This window comes from Candidatus Dormiibacterota bacterium, assembly GCA_035635555.1.
Lineage (GTDB): Bacteria > Acidobacteriota > Polarisedimenticolia > Gp22-AA2 > Gp22-AA2 > Gp22-AA3.
This window is the reverse complement of record DASQAT010000039.1, coordinates 1-19267: the sequence shown is the minus strand read 5'-3', so window position 1 is coordinate 19267 and position 19267 is coordinate 1. Positions and strand designations below refer to the sequence as shown.

At 68.7% G+C, this 19267-nt stretch carries 13 protein-coding genes; 7 read left to right on the top strand and 6 right to left on the bottom strand.

Going from position 1 to position 19267, the window contains the following annotated elements; translation table 11 throughout:
* Positions 1 to 29 precede the first annotated feature (29 nt).
* The 6 genes from VEW47_10790 (at position 30) to VEW47_10765 (ending at position 5804) form a co-directional block, all read left to right on the top strand.
* Positions 30 to 809, top strand: a complete 780-nt coding sequence (locus VEW47_10790) for a carboxypeptidase regulatory-like domain-containing protein (GenBank protein HYS05665.1) — start codon at positions 30 to 32, stop codon at positions 807 to 809.
* Complete coding sequence (locus tag VEW47_10785; GenBank protein HYS05664.1) at positions 802 to 3114, top strand: ATP-binding protein; 2313 nt, start codon at positions 802 to 804, stop codon at positions 3112 to 3114. The genes VEW47_10790 and VEW47_10785 overlap by 8 nt, the downstream gene beginning before the upstream one ends.
* Before the next feature lie 7 nt (positions 3115 to 3121).
* Positions 3122 to 4237 (top strand): hypothetical protein, encoded by a 1116-nt coding sequence (locus tag VEW47_10780; protein HYS05663.1) that lies wholly within the window; start codon positions 3122 to 3124, stop codon positions 4235 to 4237.
* Between the two features lie 82 nt (positions 4238 to 4319).
* A complete protein-coding gene (locus VEW47_10775; protein HYS05662.1) occupies positions 4320 to 4460 on the top strand; it encodes a hypothetical protein in 141 nt (46 codons plus the stop codon).
* A 12-nt stretch (positions 4461 to 4472) separates the two neighbouring features.
* The gene (locus tag VEW47_10770; protein HYS05661.1) at positions 4473 to 4835 is read left to right on the top strand and encodes a phage holin family protein; all 363 of its coding nucleotides are present in this window, start codon (positions 4473 to 4475) and stop codon (positions 4833 to 4835) included.
* Positions 4836 to 4862: 27 nt separating this feature from the next.
* Positions 4863 to 5804 carry a homocysteine S-methyltransferase family protein gene (locus VEW47_10765; protein HYS05660.1) on the top strand — a complete coding sequence of 314 codons (942 nt, stop codon included), beginning with the start codon at positions 4863 to 4865 and terminating at the stop codon, positions 5802 to 5804.
* A gap of 43 nt (positions 5805 to 5847) precedes the next feature.
* On the opposite strand, the gene VEW47_10760 is transcribed toward VEW47_10765, so the two are convergent.
* Positions 5848 to 8079, bottom strand: a complete 2232-nt coding sequence (locus VEW47_10760; GenBank protein ID HYS05659.1) for a DUF5916 domain-containing protein — start codon at positions 8077 to 8079, stop codon at positions 5848 to 5850.
* Positions 8080 to 8081: 2 nt separating this feature from the next.
* Positions 8082 to 9344: a dipeptidase gene (locus tag VEW47_10755; GenBank protein ID HYS05658.1), complete on the bottom strand. Its 1263-nt coding sequence runs from the start codon at positions 9342 to 9344 to the stop codon at positions 8082 to 8084.
* Between the two features lie 111 nt (positions 9345 to 9455).
* Between VEW47_10755 and VEW47_10750 the strand changes: the two genes are divergently transcribed.
* Positions 9456 to 10841 (top strand): aspartate aminotransferase family protein, encoded by a 1386-nt coding sequence (locus VEW47_10750; protein ID HYS05657.1) that lies wholly within the window; start codon positions 9456 to 9458, stop codon positions 10839 to 10841.
* A 1-nt stretch (position 10842) separates the two neighbouring features.
* Here the strand turns inward: VEW47_10750 and VEW47_10745 are convergent, their stop codons facing one another.
* From VEW47_10745 to VEW47_10730, 4 genes are read right to left on the bottom strand one after another with little or no spacing between them, the layout of a single operon-like run.
* Positions 10843 to 13017 carry an EAL domain-containing protein gene (locus VEW47_10745; protein ID HYS05656.1) on the bottom strand — a complete coding sequence of 725 codons (2175 nt, stop codon included), beginning with the start codon at positions 13015 to 13017 and terminating at the stop codon, positions 10843 to 10845.
* Positions 13014 to 15953, bottom strand: coding sequence for a response regulator (locus VEW47_10740; GenBank protein HYS05655.1), 2940 nt, complete (start codon positions 15951 to 15953; stop codon positions 13014 to 13016). The genes VEW47_10745 and VEW47_10740 overlap by 4 nt, the downstream gene beginning before the upstream one ends.
* A gap of 4 nt (positions 15954 to 15957) precedes the next feature.
* Positions 15958 to 16908, bottom strand: a complete 951-nt coding sequence (locus tag VEW47_10735) for an ABC transporter substrate-binding protein (protein ID HYS05654.1) — start codon at positions 16906 to 16908, stop codon at positions 15958 to 15960.
* 16 nt (positions 16909 to 16924) lie between these two features.
* A complete protein-coding gene (locus VEW47_10730) occupies positions 16925 to 18925 on the bottom strand; it encodes a TonB-dependent receptor (protein HYS05653.1) in 2001 nt (666 codons plus the stop codon).
* Between the last annotated feature and the right edge of the window lie 342 nt (positions 18926 to 19267).

Here is a 19267-nt window from a genome sequence, read left to right as displayed (position 1 = left end):
CCGGTGGACCTCGAGAAGGTGGAGGGGGGATGCCCAAGGACCGTCACCGGCTACCAGACTGCACCGACCTCCGGCGGCGGCGCCGGACGGTCCTCGCCTGGCTGACCGCCACCGCGTTCGCCGCGATCCCTCTCGTCGTGCCGCGCGCGGCCGCGCAGGCGGTGCGCGCGGCCACCGGCCGCCTGGAGGGATCGATCGTCGTCGGTCCACAGCTGTCCGCGAGAAAGATCCGCTTCAACCTCTATCCCGATCTTGCACAGCCCGCGGCCGCCCCCCAGCCGGAGTCGACGGTCAGCGAGCTGGCGAACGTCATCGTCTCCTTCGAGGCGTCACCGGCGCTCGCGAGCGCACCGTCGCGGACGACGCGTCCGGTGATGCGTCAGGAAGGGTTGACCTTCGTCCCGCACGTCCTGGCGATCGCGAGGGGATCCCAGGTCGAATTCCCGAACGGAGATTCGATCTTCCACAATGTGTTCTCTCTGTCGAAGGCGGCCTCGTTCGATCTCGGCAGGTTCCCGAAGGGGTCGTCGAAGTCGGTGCGCTTCGACAGGCCCGGGATCGTCAAGGTCTTCTGCCACATCCACTCGGACATGAGCGGCGTCATCGTCGTCCTGGACAACCCGTTCTTCGCGATTCCGGACGCCCGGGGCCATTACGTGATCGACGGCGTCCCTCCCGGAGAGTACCGGGTGATCGCCTGGCACGAGCGGGCGCATCCCCTCGAGAGGACCGTCCGGATCGAGCCGGGGCGGGCCGCCGCCGCCGATTTCAGCATCCCGCTGACCGAGGAGAGTCCCGCCGGTGAGTGAGTCCCCCTGGTCGCGGATCCGCTCGGCCAGCCTGTCGGCGAAGCTCATCCTGTTCAGCGCCCTGCTGACGGCGCTCGCGGTCGGAGTGGCGTTTCTGGCCCTCAGTCTCGAGCTGCGCAAGCAGACCCGGCGTCTCCTGGCCGACACCCTCGCCCAGCACCAGAAGATGCTGCTCGAGGTGCAGCGACGGGGGCTCGAACAGCTGCTGCGCGCCTCGACCCTCATGTCCGACAGCCCCACGCTGCGCGCCGCCATGGAGACCTACCGCTCGGAGACGAGCCAGCGGGCGGGCCCCCGGGCGGACCTGCTCGCGACCATCCAGACCGAGGCTGAGAAGATCGCCGGCGGCCTCGGGCGCGACCTCCTGATCGTGACCGATCGCGACGGTCGCGTCCTGGCGGTCGGCGGGCGGCCCGAGGACCGCCCCGGCATCGGCGAGAATCTCTCGACCCGCCCGATCATCCGTCACGCTCTCGAGCAGGACGCCCCGGTCGGGACCGGAAATTTCTCGGTCCTGCGCATCCGCGGACGCTATTTCCAGATCGGCTGCGTGCCGATCGTCCTGCAGGGGTTCATCATCGGCACGTTGACGCTGGGCGACCGGATCGATCAGGGATTCGTCGAGCACCTGCGCCGGTCGTTCGACAGCCAGATCGTGGTCACCGGAGGCGAAGGCGTCCTCGGCTCGACACTGGAGGGGACGCCGTGGCCCGTCGGCGTGGCGGCCGCGCCCGGGCAGGCAGGCGGTGTGCCACCCGACGACGCACGGGTCGTGTCCATCGCGGGGGATGAGTACGTCACGGCCCCCCTGACGCTGGGGCTCGACGAGGACGGCCGTCCGGTCACCCTGCATCTCCTGCACTCGCTGACCCTGGCCCTCGACGAAGCGAGCCGCTCCCTCTTGAAGACCCTCGTCGGATACGGCTCCCTGGTCGTGATGATCGCGGGGCTGTGCGCCTCGGTCGTGGCCCGCTCGGTCCTCAGGCCTCTCGAGAGCTTCGTGAAGTTCATGCGTTCGGCCACGGACAGCGGGGACCGGTCGCGGCGCTTCGACGCCTCGGATGCCGGCGCCGAGGTTCGCCTCCTGAGCGACACGTTCAGCGGCCTGATGGACTCGCTGCGCCAGCACGAGGATCGCCTCCTGACGACCGCCCGGGAGGACCTGGTCCGTCTCGAAAGGTTGAAGGAGTCGGAGAAGCTCGCGGCCCTCGGGCGTCTCCTTTCGGGCGCGGCGCACGAGATCAACAATCCGCTCACCGGCGTCGTCGGCAACATCGAGATGCTTCTGGCGCGCCCGGGGCTCGCCCCGGATCTCGAGGAGAAGCTCGAGACGATCCGCAAGGAGGGGCAGAGGATCGTCGCCCTGGTGAGGAATCTCCTGAAGGTCGCGCACCGTGACTCCGGTCAGCGGGCGATCGTCGACCTCAACCAGGTGATCCGCGACACCGCGGCGCTGCGGCGGCACGACTTCGAAAGGGCCGGGATGCGCATCATCCTCGATCTCGCGCCCCAGCCTCTCCGTCTGCCGGCCAGCGAGCTCGAGCTCCAGCAAGTCTTCCTGAACATCATCAACAACGCCTACGACGTCCTCAAGACGACCCAGGGGCGTCCGGCGCTCACCGTCCGCACCTCGGCGCTGGACGACGAGGCGACGGTGGTGTTCACCGACAACGGCCCCGGCATCGAGGATCCCACGCAGGTGTTCGAGCATTTCTACACGACCAAACCTGTCGGCCAGGGGACGGGGCTCGGCCTCAGCATCTCCCAGGCCATCGTGCAGAGCCACGGCGGGCGGATCGCGGCCGAGAACTCTCCCGAGGGCGGGGCGCGCTTCACCGTGGTCCTGCCGCGCGCCGGTTCGGCGGCGGTCGAGCCGGCCCCGGCCCGTCCTGCGACCGAGACGATCCCGGCCAAGCACCGCCTCCTGCCGGTCTCGGTCCTGGTGGTGGACGACGAGCCGGTCGTCCTGGAGCTGCAGATGGCGATCCTGGGCTCGCTCGGGGCGAAGGCCGTCGGCGCACGCTCCGGCGACGAGGCGATAGCACTGTTGCGGACGCGGGACTTCGACCTGATCGTCTCCGATCTCCTCATGCCGGGGGACGTGTCGGGGAAGGACCTGTACACCTGGGTCGGGGTCCACCGTCGGTCGGGAACGCGGGGGTTCCTGTTCGTGACCGGGGACACGGTCGGCGAGGCCGCGTTCCTGCAGCAGGTGAAGTCGCGCTGCGTGCTGAAGCCGTTCACGATGGAGGAATACGTGTCCGCCCTGCGGGAGACCTGGAATGGCTTGCAGAGCGCGGCTTGAGCCGCCGATGATCCGGGCGCGCGCACGACGCCGCGCGCTGTCTCTTCTCGCCTGCGCCCTGTTCGCCATCGCGCCGGCCCCGTGCGATGAACACGTCCTCGTCGGGGGGCTCTTTGACGCCGAGTACTGGCAGACGGACGACGGCTCCCGCCTGCTGAGCCGGAACGACGGCGACGCCGCCCCGGGCGGCCGCCTGCGTCTGTGGGCGGCCTCCGAATTCCGCCCCCGCCTGCAGGGGTTCGTCCGCGGCGAGGCCTATGGCGGCAGGGCGAACAGCGAATACGGAACGGAGACGAAGCTCGAGCAGGCGTTCGTGCGCTACTCCTTCAGCGAGCCGAGGCATCTCGTGATCGAAGCGGGACAGCTCCTCTCCCCGATCGGCAACTTCTCCCGGCGCTACCTGTCGAGCGTCAATCCTCTGATCGGCTCGCCCGACGGGTACAGCCTCGACTATCCACTTGGTGCGCAGGCCACCGGGCAGGTGGGACGGTTCGATTACCGGGCCGCGCTCGTGGACCGTCCGTTCGTCAACGATCGCTACGTCCCCGAAACCGGCCGGGCGCTGCGGCCGGCTCTGGCCGCGGGGCTGACGCCTGTCGTCGGAACCCGGCTGGGCGTCTACGCCGCGCTCGGTCCGTACCTGGGGCCGCGTGTCGCGCCGATGCTGTCCTCCGGGGAGAACTGGAAGGACTTCAACCAGACCGTCTACGGTCTCGACGTGCAGTTCAGCCACGGCTACTTCGAGCTGAACGGCGATTACGCCCATTCGTCCTACGAGGTCCCCAGCGGCGCTCCGGACGTCCACGGCTTCGCCTACTTCATCGAGCCGAAGTACACTTGGTCCCCCCGTTTCTTCACGGCGCTGCGCCTCGAGCGCAACGACTACCCCTACATCGCCCCGCTGGCGCCCGGCGTGTGGCTTTCGACCACCGCCGATTTCTACGACGCCGAGGTCGCGGCCGGGTACCGGCTCGGGCCAGGCGCTCTCCTCAAGGTGGCCTACCGCCGCGACCGCTGGATGGTGGACGACTCCCTCAAGACCTTCTTCCCCGACGGCTACGCCCTCTCCGCCCAGCTCTCCTACAGCTTCAACGTCAACTCCTGGTTCGAGCGGCCGAGGTAGGACTCTCCGGCCGCCCCGCGCCCGGCCCCTCCGCAGTCCGCCGGGAATGGACTCGCGTATACTTCCAGGCGGAGGGCCTTGCGTGAATTCACAGCCGGAACAGCTCGGGCGCGTCGAGGCCCGGCTCCCCTGCCCCGCCTGCGGCGGACCCACCGAATACCGCAAGTGCAAGGAGATCTGCGCGCGCTGCCGCGTCATCGTGCAGAACTGCAGCGGGGATTAAAGGAGACAGGCGATGGCCCGATTCCTGGTGCACTGGCTGAGCACGGCCGTGGCGCTCTTCGTCTGCTCGCACATCGTGCCCGGCGTGCACGTCGATTCGTACGCGACGCTGGCTGTGGCGTCCCTGGTCCTGGGGTTCATCAACGCCATCATCCGGCCGATCCTGCTGTTCCTCACGCTGCCGATCACCCTTCTGACGCTCGGTCTGTTCTATTTCGTGGTGAACGGGCTGGCGTTCGCGATGGCGGCCTGGATCGTGCCGGGGTTCGACGTCGACTCCATCGGCTGGGCCATCGTCGGTTCATTCGTGGTCAGCCTGGTGTCGTGGTTTCTCGGCTGCTTCGGCCGGCCGCCGCAGCCGTCTCCGTATCGCTGAAGACGATCCCTCCGACAGGAGGACCGCATGGGGGACAGCGTGACCTCGCCTCTCTCGGGCGCCTCGCTGGACTCCCTCCTCGCCCGGCGACGGCCGGTCCTGCTCGACGGCGCCACCGGGACCGAGCTGGCGCGCCGGGGCGTCGACACGACGCTGCCGTTGTGGTCGGGGCGGGCGCTGTTCGACGACCGGGGGCTCGAGACGCTGATGAAGATCCACGAAGACTACGCGCGCGCCGGCGCCGAGATCCTGGTCACGAATACCTTCCGGACGACGGCGCGCATCCTGGAGCGGGCGGGCCGGTCCGGCTCCTGGCGCGAGGCGAACCGACGGGCGGTCGAGTGCGCGCGGGCCGGCTCCCAGGCGAGCGCCGGCCGCGTCTGCCTGGTCGCGGGCGGACTCGCCCCCCTGGAGGACTGCTACCGTCCCGACCTGGTGCCGACGCGGGACGAGTGCCTGCGCGAGCACCGGCCGCAATCGGAGCTTCTCGCCTCGCTCGGCGTCGACCTGATCATCATCGAGACGATGAACAGCCTGCGCGAGGCCGAGGCCGCGCTCCAGGCGGCGCGCGAGACCGGACTCCCGGTCCTGCTGAGTCTCTGCCCGCGCCCGTCGCACCACCTTCTTTCCGGGGAGCCGCTCGAAGCGGCGCTGCCCCGTCTGGCCGGAGCGGGCGGCGACGCGCTCCGCGGCGTCCTCATGAACTGCGCGACACCGGAGGCGCTGGAGCAGATTTTTCCGCGCTTCGCGTCCCTGGCCCCGGCCTTGCCGCACGGGCTGTACGCGCACCTCGGAGAGCCGGACGACGTGACCGGCTGGCGCATGCCGGATCGCCACGAGCCCAGAGCCTACGCCGTCTGGATGGAGAAGCGGATCGAGGAGGGGGCGCGCTTCGTCGGCGGCTGCTGCGGCACGACACCCGATCACATCGCGGCGATCGCGGAGAGGCTTGGCCGGCTGCCAGGCTGAGAAGGCTCGAAGCGGCCGAACGGTCCGGGGCGCGCGCGCCCGGTCATCCGGTCCAGGCGAACCGGACCTTGACCGCGACCTGGTCGCTCTGGGGCTCGAGATTGAACGCCCCTTCGCCGGCCGGATGGACCCAGTTCCGGTTCCAAACGACGAACAGGTCGTTGCCGGGGCGGAAGGTGAAGCGCAGGCGCGTGTTCATCCCCATGCTCCTCGTCTCGGTGTCGTACTGGAAGTAGCCGAACAACAGGAGGCGCGGCGAGAAGGCGAAGACGTTCTGGAGCTGGAACAGGCGCTGGATGAAGTCCCCCTCGGGCAGGTGGCCGAAATCGTTCTCGAGATCGAGCTTCTGGTGCAGGTGCCCCTTGAGGACGTCCCAGTTCACGAAGGCTTCCGTCTGGGTCAGCCGGCCTCCGTAGAAATCGCCGAACCAGACGGTCGAGCCGATCCTCCAGCCGCGCGTCTGGGCCGACTGGGCCTCGACGCGGTAGCGCGTGAAGCGGTAGGCGCCGGGCGTGATCACGATTCCGGGCACGATCTCGAACGGCGGCCCCGCCGGGTCGACGCGCTCGTATGTCGGCACCCAGTTGGCCTCGAAGTGCTCCCCTGATTCGGTCTCGATGTTCAGAGGCGCCGTGTACAGACGACGCGATTCGGGCCGCCCGTCGAGGTCATCGATCCGCTTGTAGCCGGTCTCGAAGAACGCCTGGCGGATCCAGCGAAAGGCGCCGTCCGGCCTCGGCCGCGGCTTCACGGCGTTCCAGAAGTCGTACCAGCGCGTCCCCGGGCGCGGCAGGAATCCGAGCGCGGGATCGAGAGCGTCGCCGAACTCCATGACACGCGCGTAGGCCTCCCAGAAATCGTTCGGAAGGTCCACCTTGAAGCCCCAGCCGCCCCGGTTTCCGCGGGGAAGCTCGCCGCTCGAGCGCGCCGCCCAGCCGCCGATCGAGAGCTTCTTGTCGCCCGCGATCTGCGAGCTGTGCCAGACGGCGTCGATCCCCGCCAGCGAGTTGGAGGTCAGTCCTCGGGGGTCGCCGTGCGTGCCGATCGCCCCCACGTGGAAGCTGTCGGTGAGGTCGTAGGTGACCCGGCCCGCCGAAAGGTTGGTGCGCGGCGCCGCCGTCGATTCCCCGGTCTGGATGTCGAGCGCCCCCACGCTCAGGGGGCCCGCGTGGCCGAGGATCTTGCCGCCCCAGTCGATCGGGACGGTCTCGAACTCCGTCGGGAGCTCGACCAGCCCTATCCGGCGCGAGTAGAACGGCACGAAGTCCTGCTCCAGACCGAGCCCGAAATTGAACAGGCTCGACCCATCCAGGAAGAACGGCCGCTTTTCGGGAAAGTACAGGTCGAAGCGCGTCAGGTTGATCTGGCGCGTGTCGACCTCCGTCTCGGCAAAATCGGTGTTGGCCGTCAGGACGCCCGTCAGTCCCGGGGTCGGGCTGCAGGTCAGATCCAGGCCGCCCCGTCCGATCGTCCGCTCCGTCTGCTCGGCGGGCGCTCTCTCGTATCGGCCCAGGGCGTAGGGCGCGACCGTCAGGCCCTTCCCCTGGTCGAGCCCGGCGATCCCCGAGAGCAGGCCGGCGCTGCTGAGATCGATCACGTCGGAGTCGATCGTCACTCCCGACCAGTGGAAGTTGAGGCGGTCACGCGCGACCCAGCGCAGGACGTTGAATCCCCACTCCGACAACCCTCTCTTGAAATGCAGCGTGCGCGAGGGGATGCGCATCTCGACCGTCCAGCCTTGCGCGTCGATGCTGGTCCTTGCGTCCCAGATGCCGTCCCAGTCCGTCGTGAGGATGCCGGGGCCCGGAATCAGACCGTCGCTCACGGCCCCCGTGGCGTGGACTTCGAACATGTATCCCGTGCGCTTGTCGCCGAAGGTGTCGAACACGAGTGTAATGAAATCGTCCCCGAACGGATCCTCGATATCGCGCTGCATCGAGTGCAGCGAGATCTTCGCCGGCTCGGGGTCGAAGCAGTGGATCCCGACGTAGAGGTTGTCCCGGTCGACGAGAAGGCGGATTTCCGTCCTGTAGGGCGTGGGCGCGCCCGGGTTGGGCGCGTGCTGCGTGAGGTCGGGGATGACGCCGGCCCTCTCCCAGGCCGGCTCATCCAGCCGGCCGTCCACGGTGACGGCGCTCTCGGTGCGGACGGCCGCGACGCGCGACGGGCCCGCGGCCGCGGGCGTGTCCGCGGCGGCACGGGCGGCGAGTGCGTCCCGCCCGCCGGCGGCGACACCTCCCGCGAGGACCCACAGGAGGAGCGGTGCCGCGCGCACTCCTACTCGGCGGGCAGCGTCGCGGTCGAGGGGGATTCGCCCGCAAGGCCGCGCGCCGTCTCCTCCACGCGCCGGAAGAAGCGCAGGAAGTTCTCGCCGAGGACCCCTTCGACCTCCCTCTCGGAATGGCCCCGGCGCAGGAGCTCCGCGGTGATCACCGGCAGCTTCGAGACGTCGTCGAGCCCTTCCGGCGGGTCCTCGATGCCGTCGAAATCGGTCCCCAGGCCGACCGCCTCGGGCCCGGCGATCTGGATGACGTGCTCGATGTGGTCGACGACCCTGCTCCACGTGGTGCGGCGTCGCGGGAGGGTGTCGAACAGCTTGCTGATCGCCTCGTCGCGCTTCCTGGGATCGGAGGCCATGTCCTGCTTGATCCTCAGGTACTCGGGCGCGACCTTCTCCCGCTCGGTCTTCATGGCGGCCACGACCTCCGGGTCGACGAAGTAGGACGAGACGTTGATCATCACGACGCCCCCCTTGGCGGCGATCCTCCTGATCTGGTCGTCGGTCAGGTTGCGCGGGATGTCGCACAGGGCGCGGCAGGAGGAGTGCGAGGCGAACACCGGGGCGCGCGACGTCTCCAGCACGTCGTCGATCGTCTCGTCCGAGACGTGCGACACGTCCACCATCATGCCGATCCGGTTCATCTCGCGCACGACGACGCGACCGAAATCGCTCAGCCCGTGGTGCGTCTGGTAATCGGCGCCATTGAAGTCGGGCAGGTAGAACTTCCCCGACGAGTCGGCCCAGTGGTTGGTGTTCGTGTGGGTCAGAGTCATGTAGCGCACGCCGAGGCGGTAGAACTCGCGCAGCGCGCCGAGCGAGTCCTCGATCGCGTGCCCCCCCTCGATCCCCATCAGCACCGCCATCTTGCGGTCGCGCTTCGCCTGGCGGATCTCCGCCACCGAGGCGGCCCGGGAGAGATCCTTCGGATGGGCCCGCACGACGCGATCGACCAGGTCGATGAGATCGAGCGTCTCCCGCGCCGCGCCGCCGCTCTCGGCGTAGCTCGCCGGCACGTAGATCGCGAAGAACGGTGCCGTCAGCCCACCTTCCTGGGCGCGTGGGATGTCGAAGTGCGGCGTCGCCCCGCGCTCGCCCACGTCGGCCCATTTCTTCTCGAGCGTGTACGGCGCGTCCACGTGCGTGTCGACCACGATGGCGCGCGCCTGCAGGCGCTGCGCCCTGGTCTCGGCGTCGCCGGCGGCGGCCGGCAGGATCGTGATCCCCACAACGACAACGGCGGGCAGGAACAAGCGTCGCATGCGGTCCCCTCCGGAAGCCGGAGATTGTCGCATACCTCGGGCCCGTTCGCAGCGTTTCAGGATGCGGATCGCCGCGTTGACCCGTTCGCCGCGGCTTTGCTAGCATCCGCCATGAGCATCGAGAGAATCCAGGAACCTGCGTCGCCGTCAGTCCCCCGCCCGGCCTCCGACCCCCTCGCCGCGGAGGTCCGCCGCTTCCGCGGCCGCACCCCGGGCTCGCTCGACGAGTGGGAGCGCGCCCGCCGCTTCCTGCCGGCGGGCGTGTGCAGCAATTTCCGCCTGATGGAGCCGCACCCGATCTTCCTGCGCTCGGCGCGCGGGTCGCGCGTGCAGGACGTCGACGGCAACGAGTACGTCGATCTGGGAATGGCGCAGTCGACGCTGCTCGCGGGTCACGCGCACCCCGCCGTCCTCGACGCGGTGCGGCGGCAGGCCGAGAACGGCACGATGACCTGCTACCCGAACCCGCGCACCGCGGACCTGGCGGCGATCGTCTGCGATCGCTTCCGGCTGGACCTGGTGCGCTTCGTCAACACCGGGAGCGAGGCCACGCAGTTCGCCCTGCGCGTGGCCCGCGGCGCCACGGGCCGCGACGGGATCCTGAAGTTCGACGCCTGCTATCACGGCGGGGCGCCGGAGTTCTGGCTGGGCAAGGCCGAGACGGACCTCCCCCCGGGCGCCCCCGAGTGGATGGGCCAGGAGATGTACAGCGCCGGCATCCCGCACGCCATGGTCTCGAAGACGTTCCTGGCCGATTACAACGATCTGGAGAGCGTGCGCGCCGCCTTCCGCGAGCATCCGCGGGAGATCGCGGCGGTCATCCTCGAGCCGATCTCGTTCAACCTGGGGATCCTTTTGCCGCGGGAGGGGTTCCTGCAGGGGCTGCGCGATCTGTGCGACGCCGAGGGGGCGGTCCTCATCTACGACGAGGTGAAGATGGGGTGCAAGCTGGGGCTGCGGGGCGCCGGCGAGTATTTCGGCGTGCCGCCCGACCTCGTGGCCATGGCCAAATCGATCGGCGGCGGCTTCCCGATCGGCCTGTTCGGCGGCCGGCGCGACCTCATGGAGGGGATCGAGACGCGCAACGTCAAGCACGTCGGGACCTACGCGGCCAACATGGTCGGACTCGCGGCCGCCTACGCGACGCTGACCGAGGTGCTGACGCCGAAGGCATACGACCGGCTGTTCGCGGTCAACCAGGCGCTGGCCGACGGCTACCGCGAGATCATCGCGCGCACCGGTCTCGAGGCGCACGTCGTCACGGCGGGGGCGTCCGGCTCGCTGTTCTTCAGACGCGCCCCGGTGAAAAGCGTCGCCGACTTCAAGACGACTCGGATGGACAAGTGGCCGATCTTCTGGCTCGGCATGGCGAATCGCGGAATCCTCCCGCAGGCCCACGGCCCGGAGGACATCTGGACGGTCTCGGTGCAGCACACCGACGAGGACGTCGAGGCGACCCTGCGGGCCTTCCGCGAAGTGGCTGTCCTTCTCGCCTGAGTCACCTGGCGGCTCGGCGAGGGGACGTCATCTCGCCTCCGGGCAGTTCACCGGCGGCCTGTTTCTGTAGCAGGAGCCGGAACTGGTCCGCCGGCAGCGGCCGGCTGAACAGGTAGCCCTGCATGAGCCGGCAGCCCCTCTCGCGCAGGCAGTCGCGCTGCTCCGGGGTCTCGACGCCCTCGGCGATGACGGCCATCTTCAGCCCTTCCGCCATGGCGATGATGGCCGCGGTGATCGCCGCGTCGCCCGGATCGGTCGCGATGTCCCGCGTGAACGACTGGTCGATCTTCAGCGTGTCGATCGGGAATCGTCTCAGGTAGGTCAGCGACGAGTACCCGGTGCCGAAATCGTCCACCGAGACGCGCAGGCCCATGTCCTTGAGCCGCTTCAGCGCGGTGATCGTCTCCTCGACGCTCTGGACCAGGATGCTCTCGGTGATCTCCAGCTCCAGGCAGCGCGGATCGAACCCCGTGGATTTCACGATCTCGTCGACGGTGTGCACGAGGGGCTGCTGGCGGAACTGCCGCCCCGACAGGTTCACCGCGATGATCATCTCGCCGAGACCCTCGTCGCGCCACGCCTTCCCCTGCGCGCATGCGGCGCGCAGCACCCACTCGCCGATCGGCATGATCAGACCGGTCTCCTCGGCCAGCGGGATGAAGTCGCCCGGTGGGACCATCCCGAGCTCGGGATGACGCCAGCGGACCAGCGCCTCGGCCCCGATGATCCGGCCGGTCGCCACGTCGATCTGCGGCTGGAAGTGCAGCAGGAACTCCTGGCGCTCGAGCGCCTTGCGCAGGCTGTTCTCCATCGCGAGGCGCTGCAGGGCGGCGGCGTTCATCGAGGCGTTGTAGAACTGGTAGGTCCCGCGCCCCGCGTCCTTGGCGTGGTACATCGCCGAGTCGGCGTTCTTCAAAAGCGTGTCCGCGTCCTTGCCGTCGTGCGGGAACAGGCTGATGCCGATGCTGCCGGTCACGAAGACCTCGTGCTCCTCCAGCTTGAACGGCTCGTTCAGCGCCTCCATGACACGGCGGGCGATCTTGGCGGCATCCTCCCCGCGTGCGATGTCGGTGACGGTCACGATGAACTCGTCCCCCCCGAGGCGGGCCACCGTGTCGCTCGAGGCGAGCGGGTCGCCGCGGGCGATCGTGTCGGTCGAGCGCAGGCACTTCTTCAGGCGCTCCGAGACCGCCTGCAGCAGTCGGTCGCCCACGGTATGCCCCAGGGTGTCGTTGATCCTCTTGAACCGGTCCAGGTCCAGGAACAGCATGGCGAGCGTGTGCCCCTGCCGCTGCGCGTTCGACAGCGCCTGGTTGAGCCGCTCCATGAACAGGACCCGGTTCGGCAGCCGGGTCAGCCCGTCGTAGTACGCCAGGAAGCTGATCTGCTCCTCGATCTGCTTGCGCTCGGTGATGTCCTGCGTCGTGCCGGCGAGCCGCAGCGGCGTGCCGTCGTCGTCGAAGACCACCTCCGCCTGCTCGTGCACGAAGCGGACGGAGCCGTCCGGCATCAGGAGCCGCGCGTCGAAGCTGTACGGACCCTCCTTCCGTACCGCCTCGCCTGTGGCGCGCGCGACCAGCTCCCTGTCCTGAGGATGCACGCGCTCGAGGTACGACGCCAGGTCGGGCGTGAAGGTCTTCGGGTCGACGCCGAAGATCCGGTAGGTCTCCTCCGACCAGCGCATCCGCCCCGACTTCAGCTCGCGCTCCCAGTTGCCGAGATGCGCGATGCGTTGCGCGCTCGCCAGGCGGGCCTCGCTGTCGCGCAGGTCGTCGACGGTGCGCTTGGCGCGCAGCATATAGCGCAGGCGGTGCCCCAGGACGAACAGGTTGATCGGCTTGGACGCGAAATCGGTGGCCCCGGCCTCGTAGGCAGTCTTGATCGAGTCGGTGTCGTCGAGGCCGGTCAGGATCAGGATCGGGGTCCCGGCCCCGCCCGGGACCTGGCGCATCGCGGCGCACGCCTGGAAGCCGTCCATCTCCGGCATGCGCACGTCCATGACGACGAGCTCGGGCTTGTGCCGCGTGAACGCCTTGACCCCTTCCGCGCCGTTGCGCGCCTCGACGACATTGAACTGGAAGAGCTCGAGCGCCTCCTTCACCAGCTCGCGGATCGCCGTGTCGTCGTCGACCACGAGGATCAGGGTCTTCGTCTCGGCCTGGGCTCCGGCGCTCACGATCCCCCCCCCGCTCCCAGCTTCCGGAGGGCCTCGACCACCCTCGCGTACTCCGCTTCAATCTCGGGAAGACTGTCCGGGACCGCTCCGTCCTTGGTCTCGCGGGCCCTGGCCTCGAGCGTCTTGCACAGGGCCGACAGCCGGAGGGCGCCGACCATGGCGCTGCTCGACTTGAGACTGTGGGCCAGGCGGTACACGGTCGCCGTATCGCCCCGCTCCACGGCGATCTGCAGCTCCTCCATCATGGACGGCGCGTTGGAGAGATACAGACCGATCACGCGGGGGATGACATCCGGCTGGCCCGCCCGCTGTAGCGGCCGCATGCTCTCGAGCGTCTTCATGTCGATGGGGGCGCCGCCGTCCGGAGGGACGTCCGGGACCGCGGCCGCACTGGCTGCAGCCTTCGGTGCGGCGACCGCCTCGGCCTGCGGCCCGGCGGGCGCGGGCTCGGCCGCGACCTGGGCTCCTGCCTGCGGGTCCTCGCCGATCCAGCGCTCGAGCACGGTGCGCAGGGCCTCCCTTCCCAGCGGCTTGCTCAGATAGTCGTCCATACCGGAAGTGAGGCAGCGCTCGCGGTCCCCCTCCATCGCGTTGGCGGTCAGGGCGACGATCGGGATGTGCCGTTTCTCCCCGGCCGCGTCCTCCAGTCGGCGGATCTCCGTGGTCGCTTCATATCCGTCCTTGCGGGGCATCTGGCAGTCCATCAGCACGAGGGAGTAACCGCCCTTCGCCATCTTCTCGATCGCTTCCTCGCCGTCCCCGGCGATCTCGACGCTGCAGCCCAGAGATTCGACCATGGCCAGGATCACTTCCTGGTTCACCGGGTTGTCCTCGGCGAGCAGGATGCGTCCCTGCAGCGGCGGCGCCTTCTCAGAGAGGCTGTGGCGCGTCACCAGCATGTAGTCCTCCGCGGGCCGGCCCAGCACCGCCGCGAGGCAGTTGTAGAGATCCGACTGGCGCACCGGCTTGCTCAAGTAGCCCTCGATCTTCGCGCGCCGCGCCTCCGCGGCGTCGCCGCGCAATCCGACCGAGGTCAAAAGGACCAGCCGCACTCCCGAGATCGACCCCTCCGACTTGATCCGGCGGGCCAGCTCGATCCCGTTCATCCCGGGCATCATCATGTCGAGCAGGCCGACGTCGTAGGGGTGGCCTGCTCCCGCCGCCTCGCGCAGCATGTCGAGCGCCTTGGGCCCGCTGTCCGCGCTCCCCTCCTTCATCCCCCAGGAGGCGACCTGGTGCTGCAGCAGCTCCCGGTTCGTGGCGTTGTCGTCCACGATCAGGACGCGCAGCCCCTGCAGGTTGCGCCGCGGTGCCACGCGCCGCGTGGCCAGGCGCTGCCGGCCGAGCCGGGCGGTGAACCAGAAGGTCGATCCCTTCCCGGGATCGCTCACGACACCGATGCTGCCGGACATCATCCCCGCGAGCTGCTTGGCGATCGCCAGGCCCAGCCCGGTCCCCCCGAAGCGTCTCGTGGTCGACCCGTCCGCCTGGGTGAAGGCGCCGAAGATCCTGTCCTTCGCATCCGCGGCCACGCCGATTCCCGTGTCGCTCACCTCGAAGCGCAGAAGCGACGAATCGCGTCCCTGCTCCTCCGACGTGACGCGCACCACGACCTCACCTTTCTCGGTGAACTTGACCGCGTTCCCGACCAGGTTGATCAGGACCTGGCGCAGCCGCCCTGGATCGCCGTGGACCTGAGTGGCGACGCCGTCGTGAATGACGCAGGCCAGCTCCAGACCCTTGCGCTGGGCCCGCTCGGCCAGGAGATCGCAGACGTCCTCGATGGTCTGGCGGAGATCGAAGTCCACCGCCTCGAGCTCGAGACGGCCGGCCTCGATCTTCGAGAAGTCCAGAATGTCGTTGATCACGCCGAGGAGGGACTCGGCCGAGCTGCGCACCGTCTCGGCGAACCTCTTCTGCTTGGCGGTCAGATCGGTGTCGAGCAGGAGATCGGTCATGCCGATGACGCCGTTCATCGGAGTGCGGATCTCGTGGCTCATGTTCGCCAGGAACTGCGACTTGGCGCGGCTCGCCGCCTCGGCCTGGTGGGCCAGGTCGTAGGCCTTCCTCGTAGCCTGCTCGAGCTCGTGGGTGCGCTGCTCCACCTTGCGCTCGAGATCGTGCTGCGAGCTCTCCACCTGCTCGCGGTACTGGCGCAGCCTGCCGAGCATGGCCGAGAACGCCGTCCCCAGCTCCCGCAGCTCGTCCCGGGTGTCGACACGGATGGTGTGGTCCAGACGCCCCTCCGCCACGGCGCGGGTCGCCTCGACCAACTGGTTGATCGGTGCGGTGATCTTGCGCGTCAGGAGGATCGTCGCGGTGACCCCGAACAGGACGCAGATCGCCGCCGACGCCGCAGCGTGCATCAGGAGCGCTCGCAGCCTCTGGCGCATCGGCTCCTGGCTGAGACCGAGCTGGACGTAGCCGATCACCTCTCCCGCCGCGGGCCGGGGCGGGGCATCGGGGAAGAGGGACGCCTCGCCCGCATCGGCGGCGCCGTGCACGGGCACCAGGACGTCGAGATAGGCGCTCCCGTCCATGCGGTCCCGGAACTCGCCGACCGCCGCCTCGGTCCCCTCCACCCTGCGCGCATGACGCTGGAATCCCGGCAGACCGATGGAGCGGAAGGCGCGCTCCAGGAGGCCGTGTCCGTCCCGGTCGGCGAAGCGGACGTAGGCGACCGCGGGGTAGGCGTTCACCCCGGCGGCGACCTGCTGCAGGGCCTCGCGGTTCTGGGTGTACAGGGCGTACTCGCTGTTCTGCGACACCATCGCGGCCAGGGCGGCGCCGTCGGACTGGAGCTGCTGGACGTTGGCCGCGATCTCCTCGCGCACGATCAGGGCGCCCATGCCCAGCGTCGTCGCCAGGATGGAGGCGACGATCAACGCGTTGAACTTCGTGGCCAGCCCGAATTTCTGCGGCAGTCGCGGTCTCATCGGCTCACTCGATCACTGTCTGCGCGGCCTGCAGCACCTGTCCGCCGAGGTCGAGCTTCAGGAGGCGCGCCGTCTTGAGATTCACCGAGTACACGACCTTGCGCGGCGGCACGGGCGGCAGCGCCGAAGGCGCCGTCCCCTGCAGGATCTTCAGCGCCAGCTCGCCGCACTGACGCCCGATGTCCTTGTAGTCGCGGTCGAGCGCGTACAGCGCTCCGGCCTTGACCCAGGTCGCCGACAGCCCGACGAACGGGATCCGGTTGCGCAGGGAGAACAGCAGGATCGGCTTGACGGTCTGAGGGTTCAGGACGATCTGGTCCGCGACGCCCCACAGGACGTCGGCCCGCTTGTTCAGGCTGTCGAGGGCGTCCGGCAGCTCCTTGGGGGACTCGACCTTGCGCGCGAACAGCGTGAGCCCCAGGGCCGCCGCCACGCGCGTCGCCGCGTCGATGCGCGCCTGGTTCTCGGAGGGATTGAACAGGACTCCGACGTTGCGCTGGCCGGGGAGGAGTCGCTGCAGGTAGCGCAGCTGGGTCTCGACCGGGAACTCCAGCACCACGGCGGTGGCGTTCGGCGTCTTCGCGACGTCGTCCGCGTTCAGCACCAGCCCCGCGACGATCGGCAGGTCGCGCACGTCCCTTACGGCGGCCTGCGTCCCGAGCGATCCGAGGGTCAGGACGAGGCTCGCGCGGTCCTGACGCGACCGCTGCAGCGCCGCGGCTGCGGCCGCGGAGTCGCCGTGCAGCGACTGAACGTCGATCGCGAGGCGCACACCCTGCTGCTCCAGGTAGTCCCGGAAGCCGTCGAGCGCCTCCTGGTAGGGGGGGGCGTCCTGGCTGACGAGGACCGCGACACGCGCGTCCTCCTTCACCGCCGCGGCGCCGGCCGGGGCGGAGACGGCCAGGCCGAAAGCACCCAGCGCCAGCAGGGACGCACGCACAGGAGCGATCTTCATCGAGGCGGCGACGCTCCTAGAACTCGTAGCGGATCTGGACGCGGACGCTCCGGCCGTCCTGCGGGATCACGTCCTGCACGTGCTCCGTCCCGCCGGGATCGCCGTACCTCTTGTCGAACAGGTTGAATACGCTCAACGACACGCCCGGCCCGCTCTTCCAGTTACGGCTGAGAAGCGTCAGGTTGACCACCGAGAATCCCCCGGCGGAATCGCCGGCGAGGGTCTCGCGCGCCGAGGTGTACTGCGCCTCCAGACTCGCCAGAAGCCTGTCGTGCTTGAACGGAACGCTCAGGTTCGCCTTCGCCAGATGCCGCGGCGAATTGGTCAGGATCGAGCCCGTCGTCAGGTCCTCGCTCTTCTGCAGCGCGTAGCTGAGGCGCCCCTCGAGAAAGCGGGCGAAGGACCCTTCGACCTCGAGCTCCACGCCCTCGGCCTTGACCCGGTCCACGTTCCTGAACACTTCGAGCAGGTCCGACGGGTCGATCATCGCCGTGATCAGATTGTCGATCCCGTAGCGGTACACGGAGGCGGCGCCCCGCATGCGGTTGTGGAAGGTGTGCTCGAGGACGGCCTCGTACGTGTTGATCGTCTCCGGCCGCAGGCCCGGATTCGCCTTCTGCGAGAATCCGCCGTCGTCGTAGTACAGCTCGTAGTCGTTGGGCGCGCGGAACGCCCGGCCGTACAGGAACTTCATGGTGGTCGCCTCGCGTACGGAGCAGATCACCGCGAGACGGGGGTTGGTGGTGCCGCCGAAGGTCTCGTAGTTGTCGTGCCTCACCCCGAAGTTCAGGATGAGGTTGTCGCGCACGCGGTATTCGTCCTGGACGTAGGCCCCCCAGAAGGAAGTCTGTCTCCGGTCGTCGAGGTAGACGAAGGAGGGGTTGGTGTCGTAGTACCCCTGGTCCTGCTGCGCGTTGTAGCGCGCTTCGACGCCGCCGATCACCTTGTGCCTGTCGGCCAGCGTCGTGATGGTCTGCGCCTCCACGGTCCACCACTGGCCGTAGCCGTAGTCCTTGGACACCGCCCCCGAATAGGGATAGTTCCCCTTGTACCAGTAGCCGTCGTAGGAGGCGGTGCCCACGAAGCGCGACTTCAGACCGATCTCGCGGTCGTAGCGCAGATCCAGAAAGCCGCGCTCATCGAGGGTCTTCTCCCGGGAATCGTTGAAATCGGTCCCGAAGGAGGCCGTGGGAATCTTCTTGTCCCGCGACGAGTAGCCCCCTTCCACGCGGACGTTGCCGACGGACATCTTGCCGAACAGCCGCGCATACCTGTCGCCGTCGGCCCCCCTGGCCCATCCGTTGTTGGTGGCCGGACTGTTGAACTCGGGATAGAACAGGTTCTGACCGCCGCTGTCGGCATAGCTGCCGCTGATGAAGGTCTCCACCCCGCTGTCGGTGCGGCCGCCGTACGACATGCGCAGCTCGCCGGTCGAGAAGCTGCCGCCCGTGGCCGCGATCTCCGTCCCCTTCAGGCTGCGCCCGGACTTGGAGATGACGTTGATGACCGCCAGGAAGGCGTTGGTGCCGTAAAGGGAGGAGCTCGGTCCCCGGATGATCTCGATGCGCTCAATCGCGTCGACCTCGATGATCGTCTCGGTCCCGACCGACGCCTGGTCGTAGATGTTGTCGTTGATCCGGTGCCCGTCGAGAAGCAGCAGGACGCGAGTGTCGTAGTCCCCGGGCCGGTCGAAGCCGCGCACTCCGGTGTAGCTGTAGTTGCGATCGTAGGTCGCGAAGAACCCCCGCACGCTGCGCAGGATCTCGGAGAGGGTGCGATAGCCGTACTTCTGGATCTCCTCGCTCGTGATGATGCTGACCGACGCGGGGGCCTCGCTCGGCTTCTGCTCGTACTTCGAGGCGCCGAAGATCGAGGGCAGGTCCTCGAACAGGATCATCTCCTCCCCGCCGGCCGTCTTGCGGACCGAGGCCGCCTGCGTCTGGTCCGCCCCCAGCGAGGGCGGCGCTCCCAGGGCGAGGCCGAGGACCGCCGCGAGAACAGATTTGTAATGGCTCATCCAACGCCCTCCCCGGGAGGACCCGTCGATTCGTCGCGGGCACACCTCCCCCCAACTGCTGAAACCTAGGTTCCGGCGGGGGTTGAATCAAGCCGCGCAATGTGGTGCCGAGAGTGTGGTTCTTGATGTCTGGAAGTGTCCGCGACCCGATTGACAGGGCAATCTCTCCGGGGTCAGGTTCCAAGGCTCAGTGATTGGCAGGTCGATTAGAACGCCCGGGCGAGGTTGTGGCGGGTATTGGAAGGAAGGAGGGGTGTGGTCCAGAGGCGGCGGTAGAGGGAGGACCAGACGCCGGGGAGCTTCAGTCGGTGAAAGAACAGGCGGTGTGACAGCAGCCGCTTC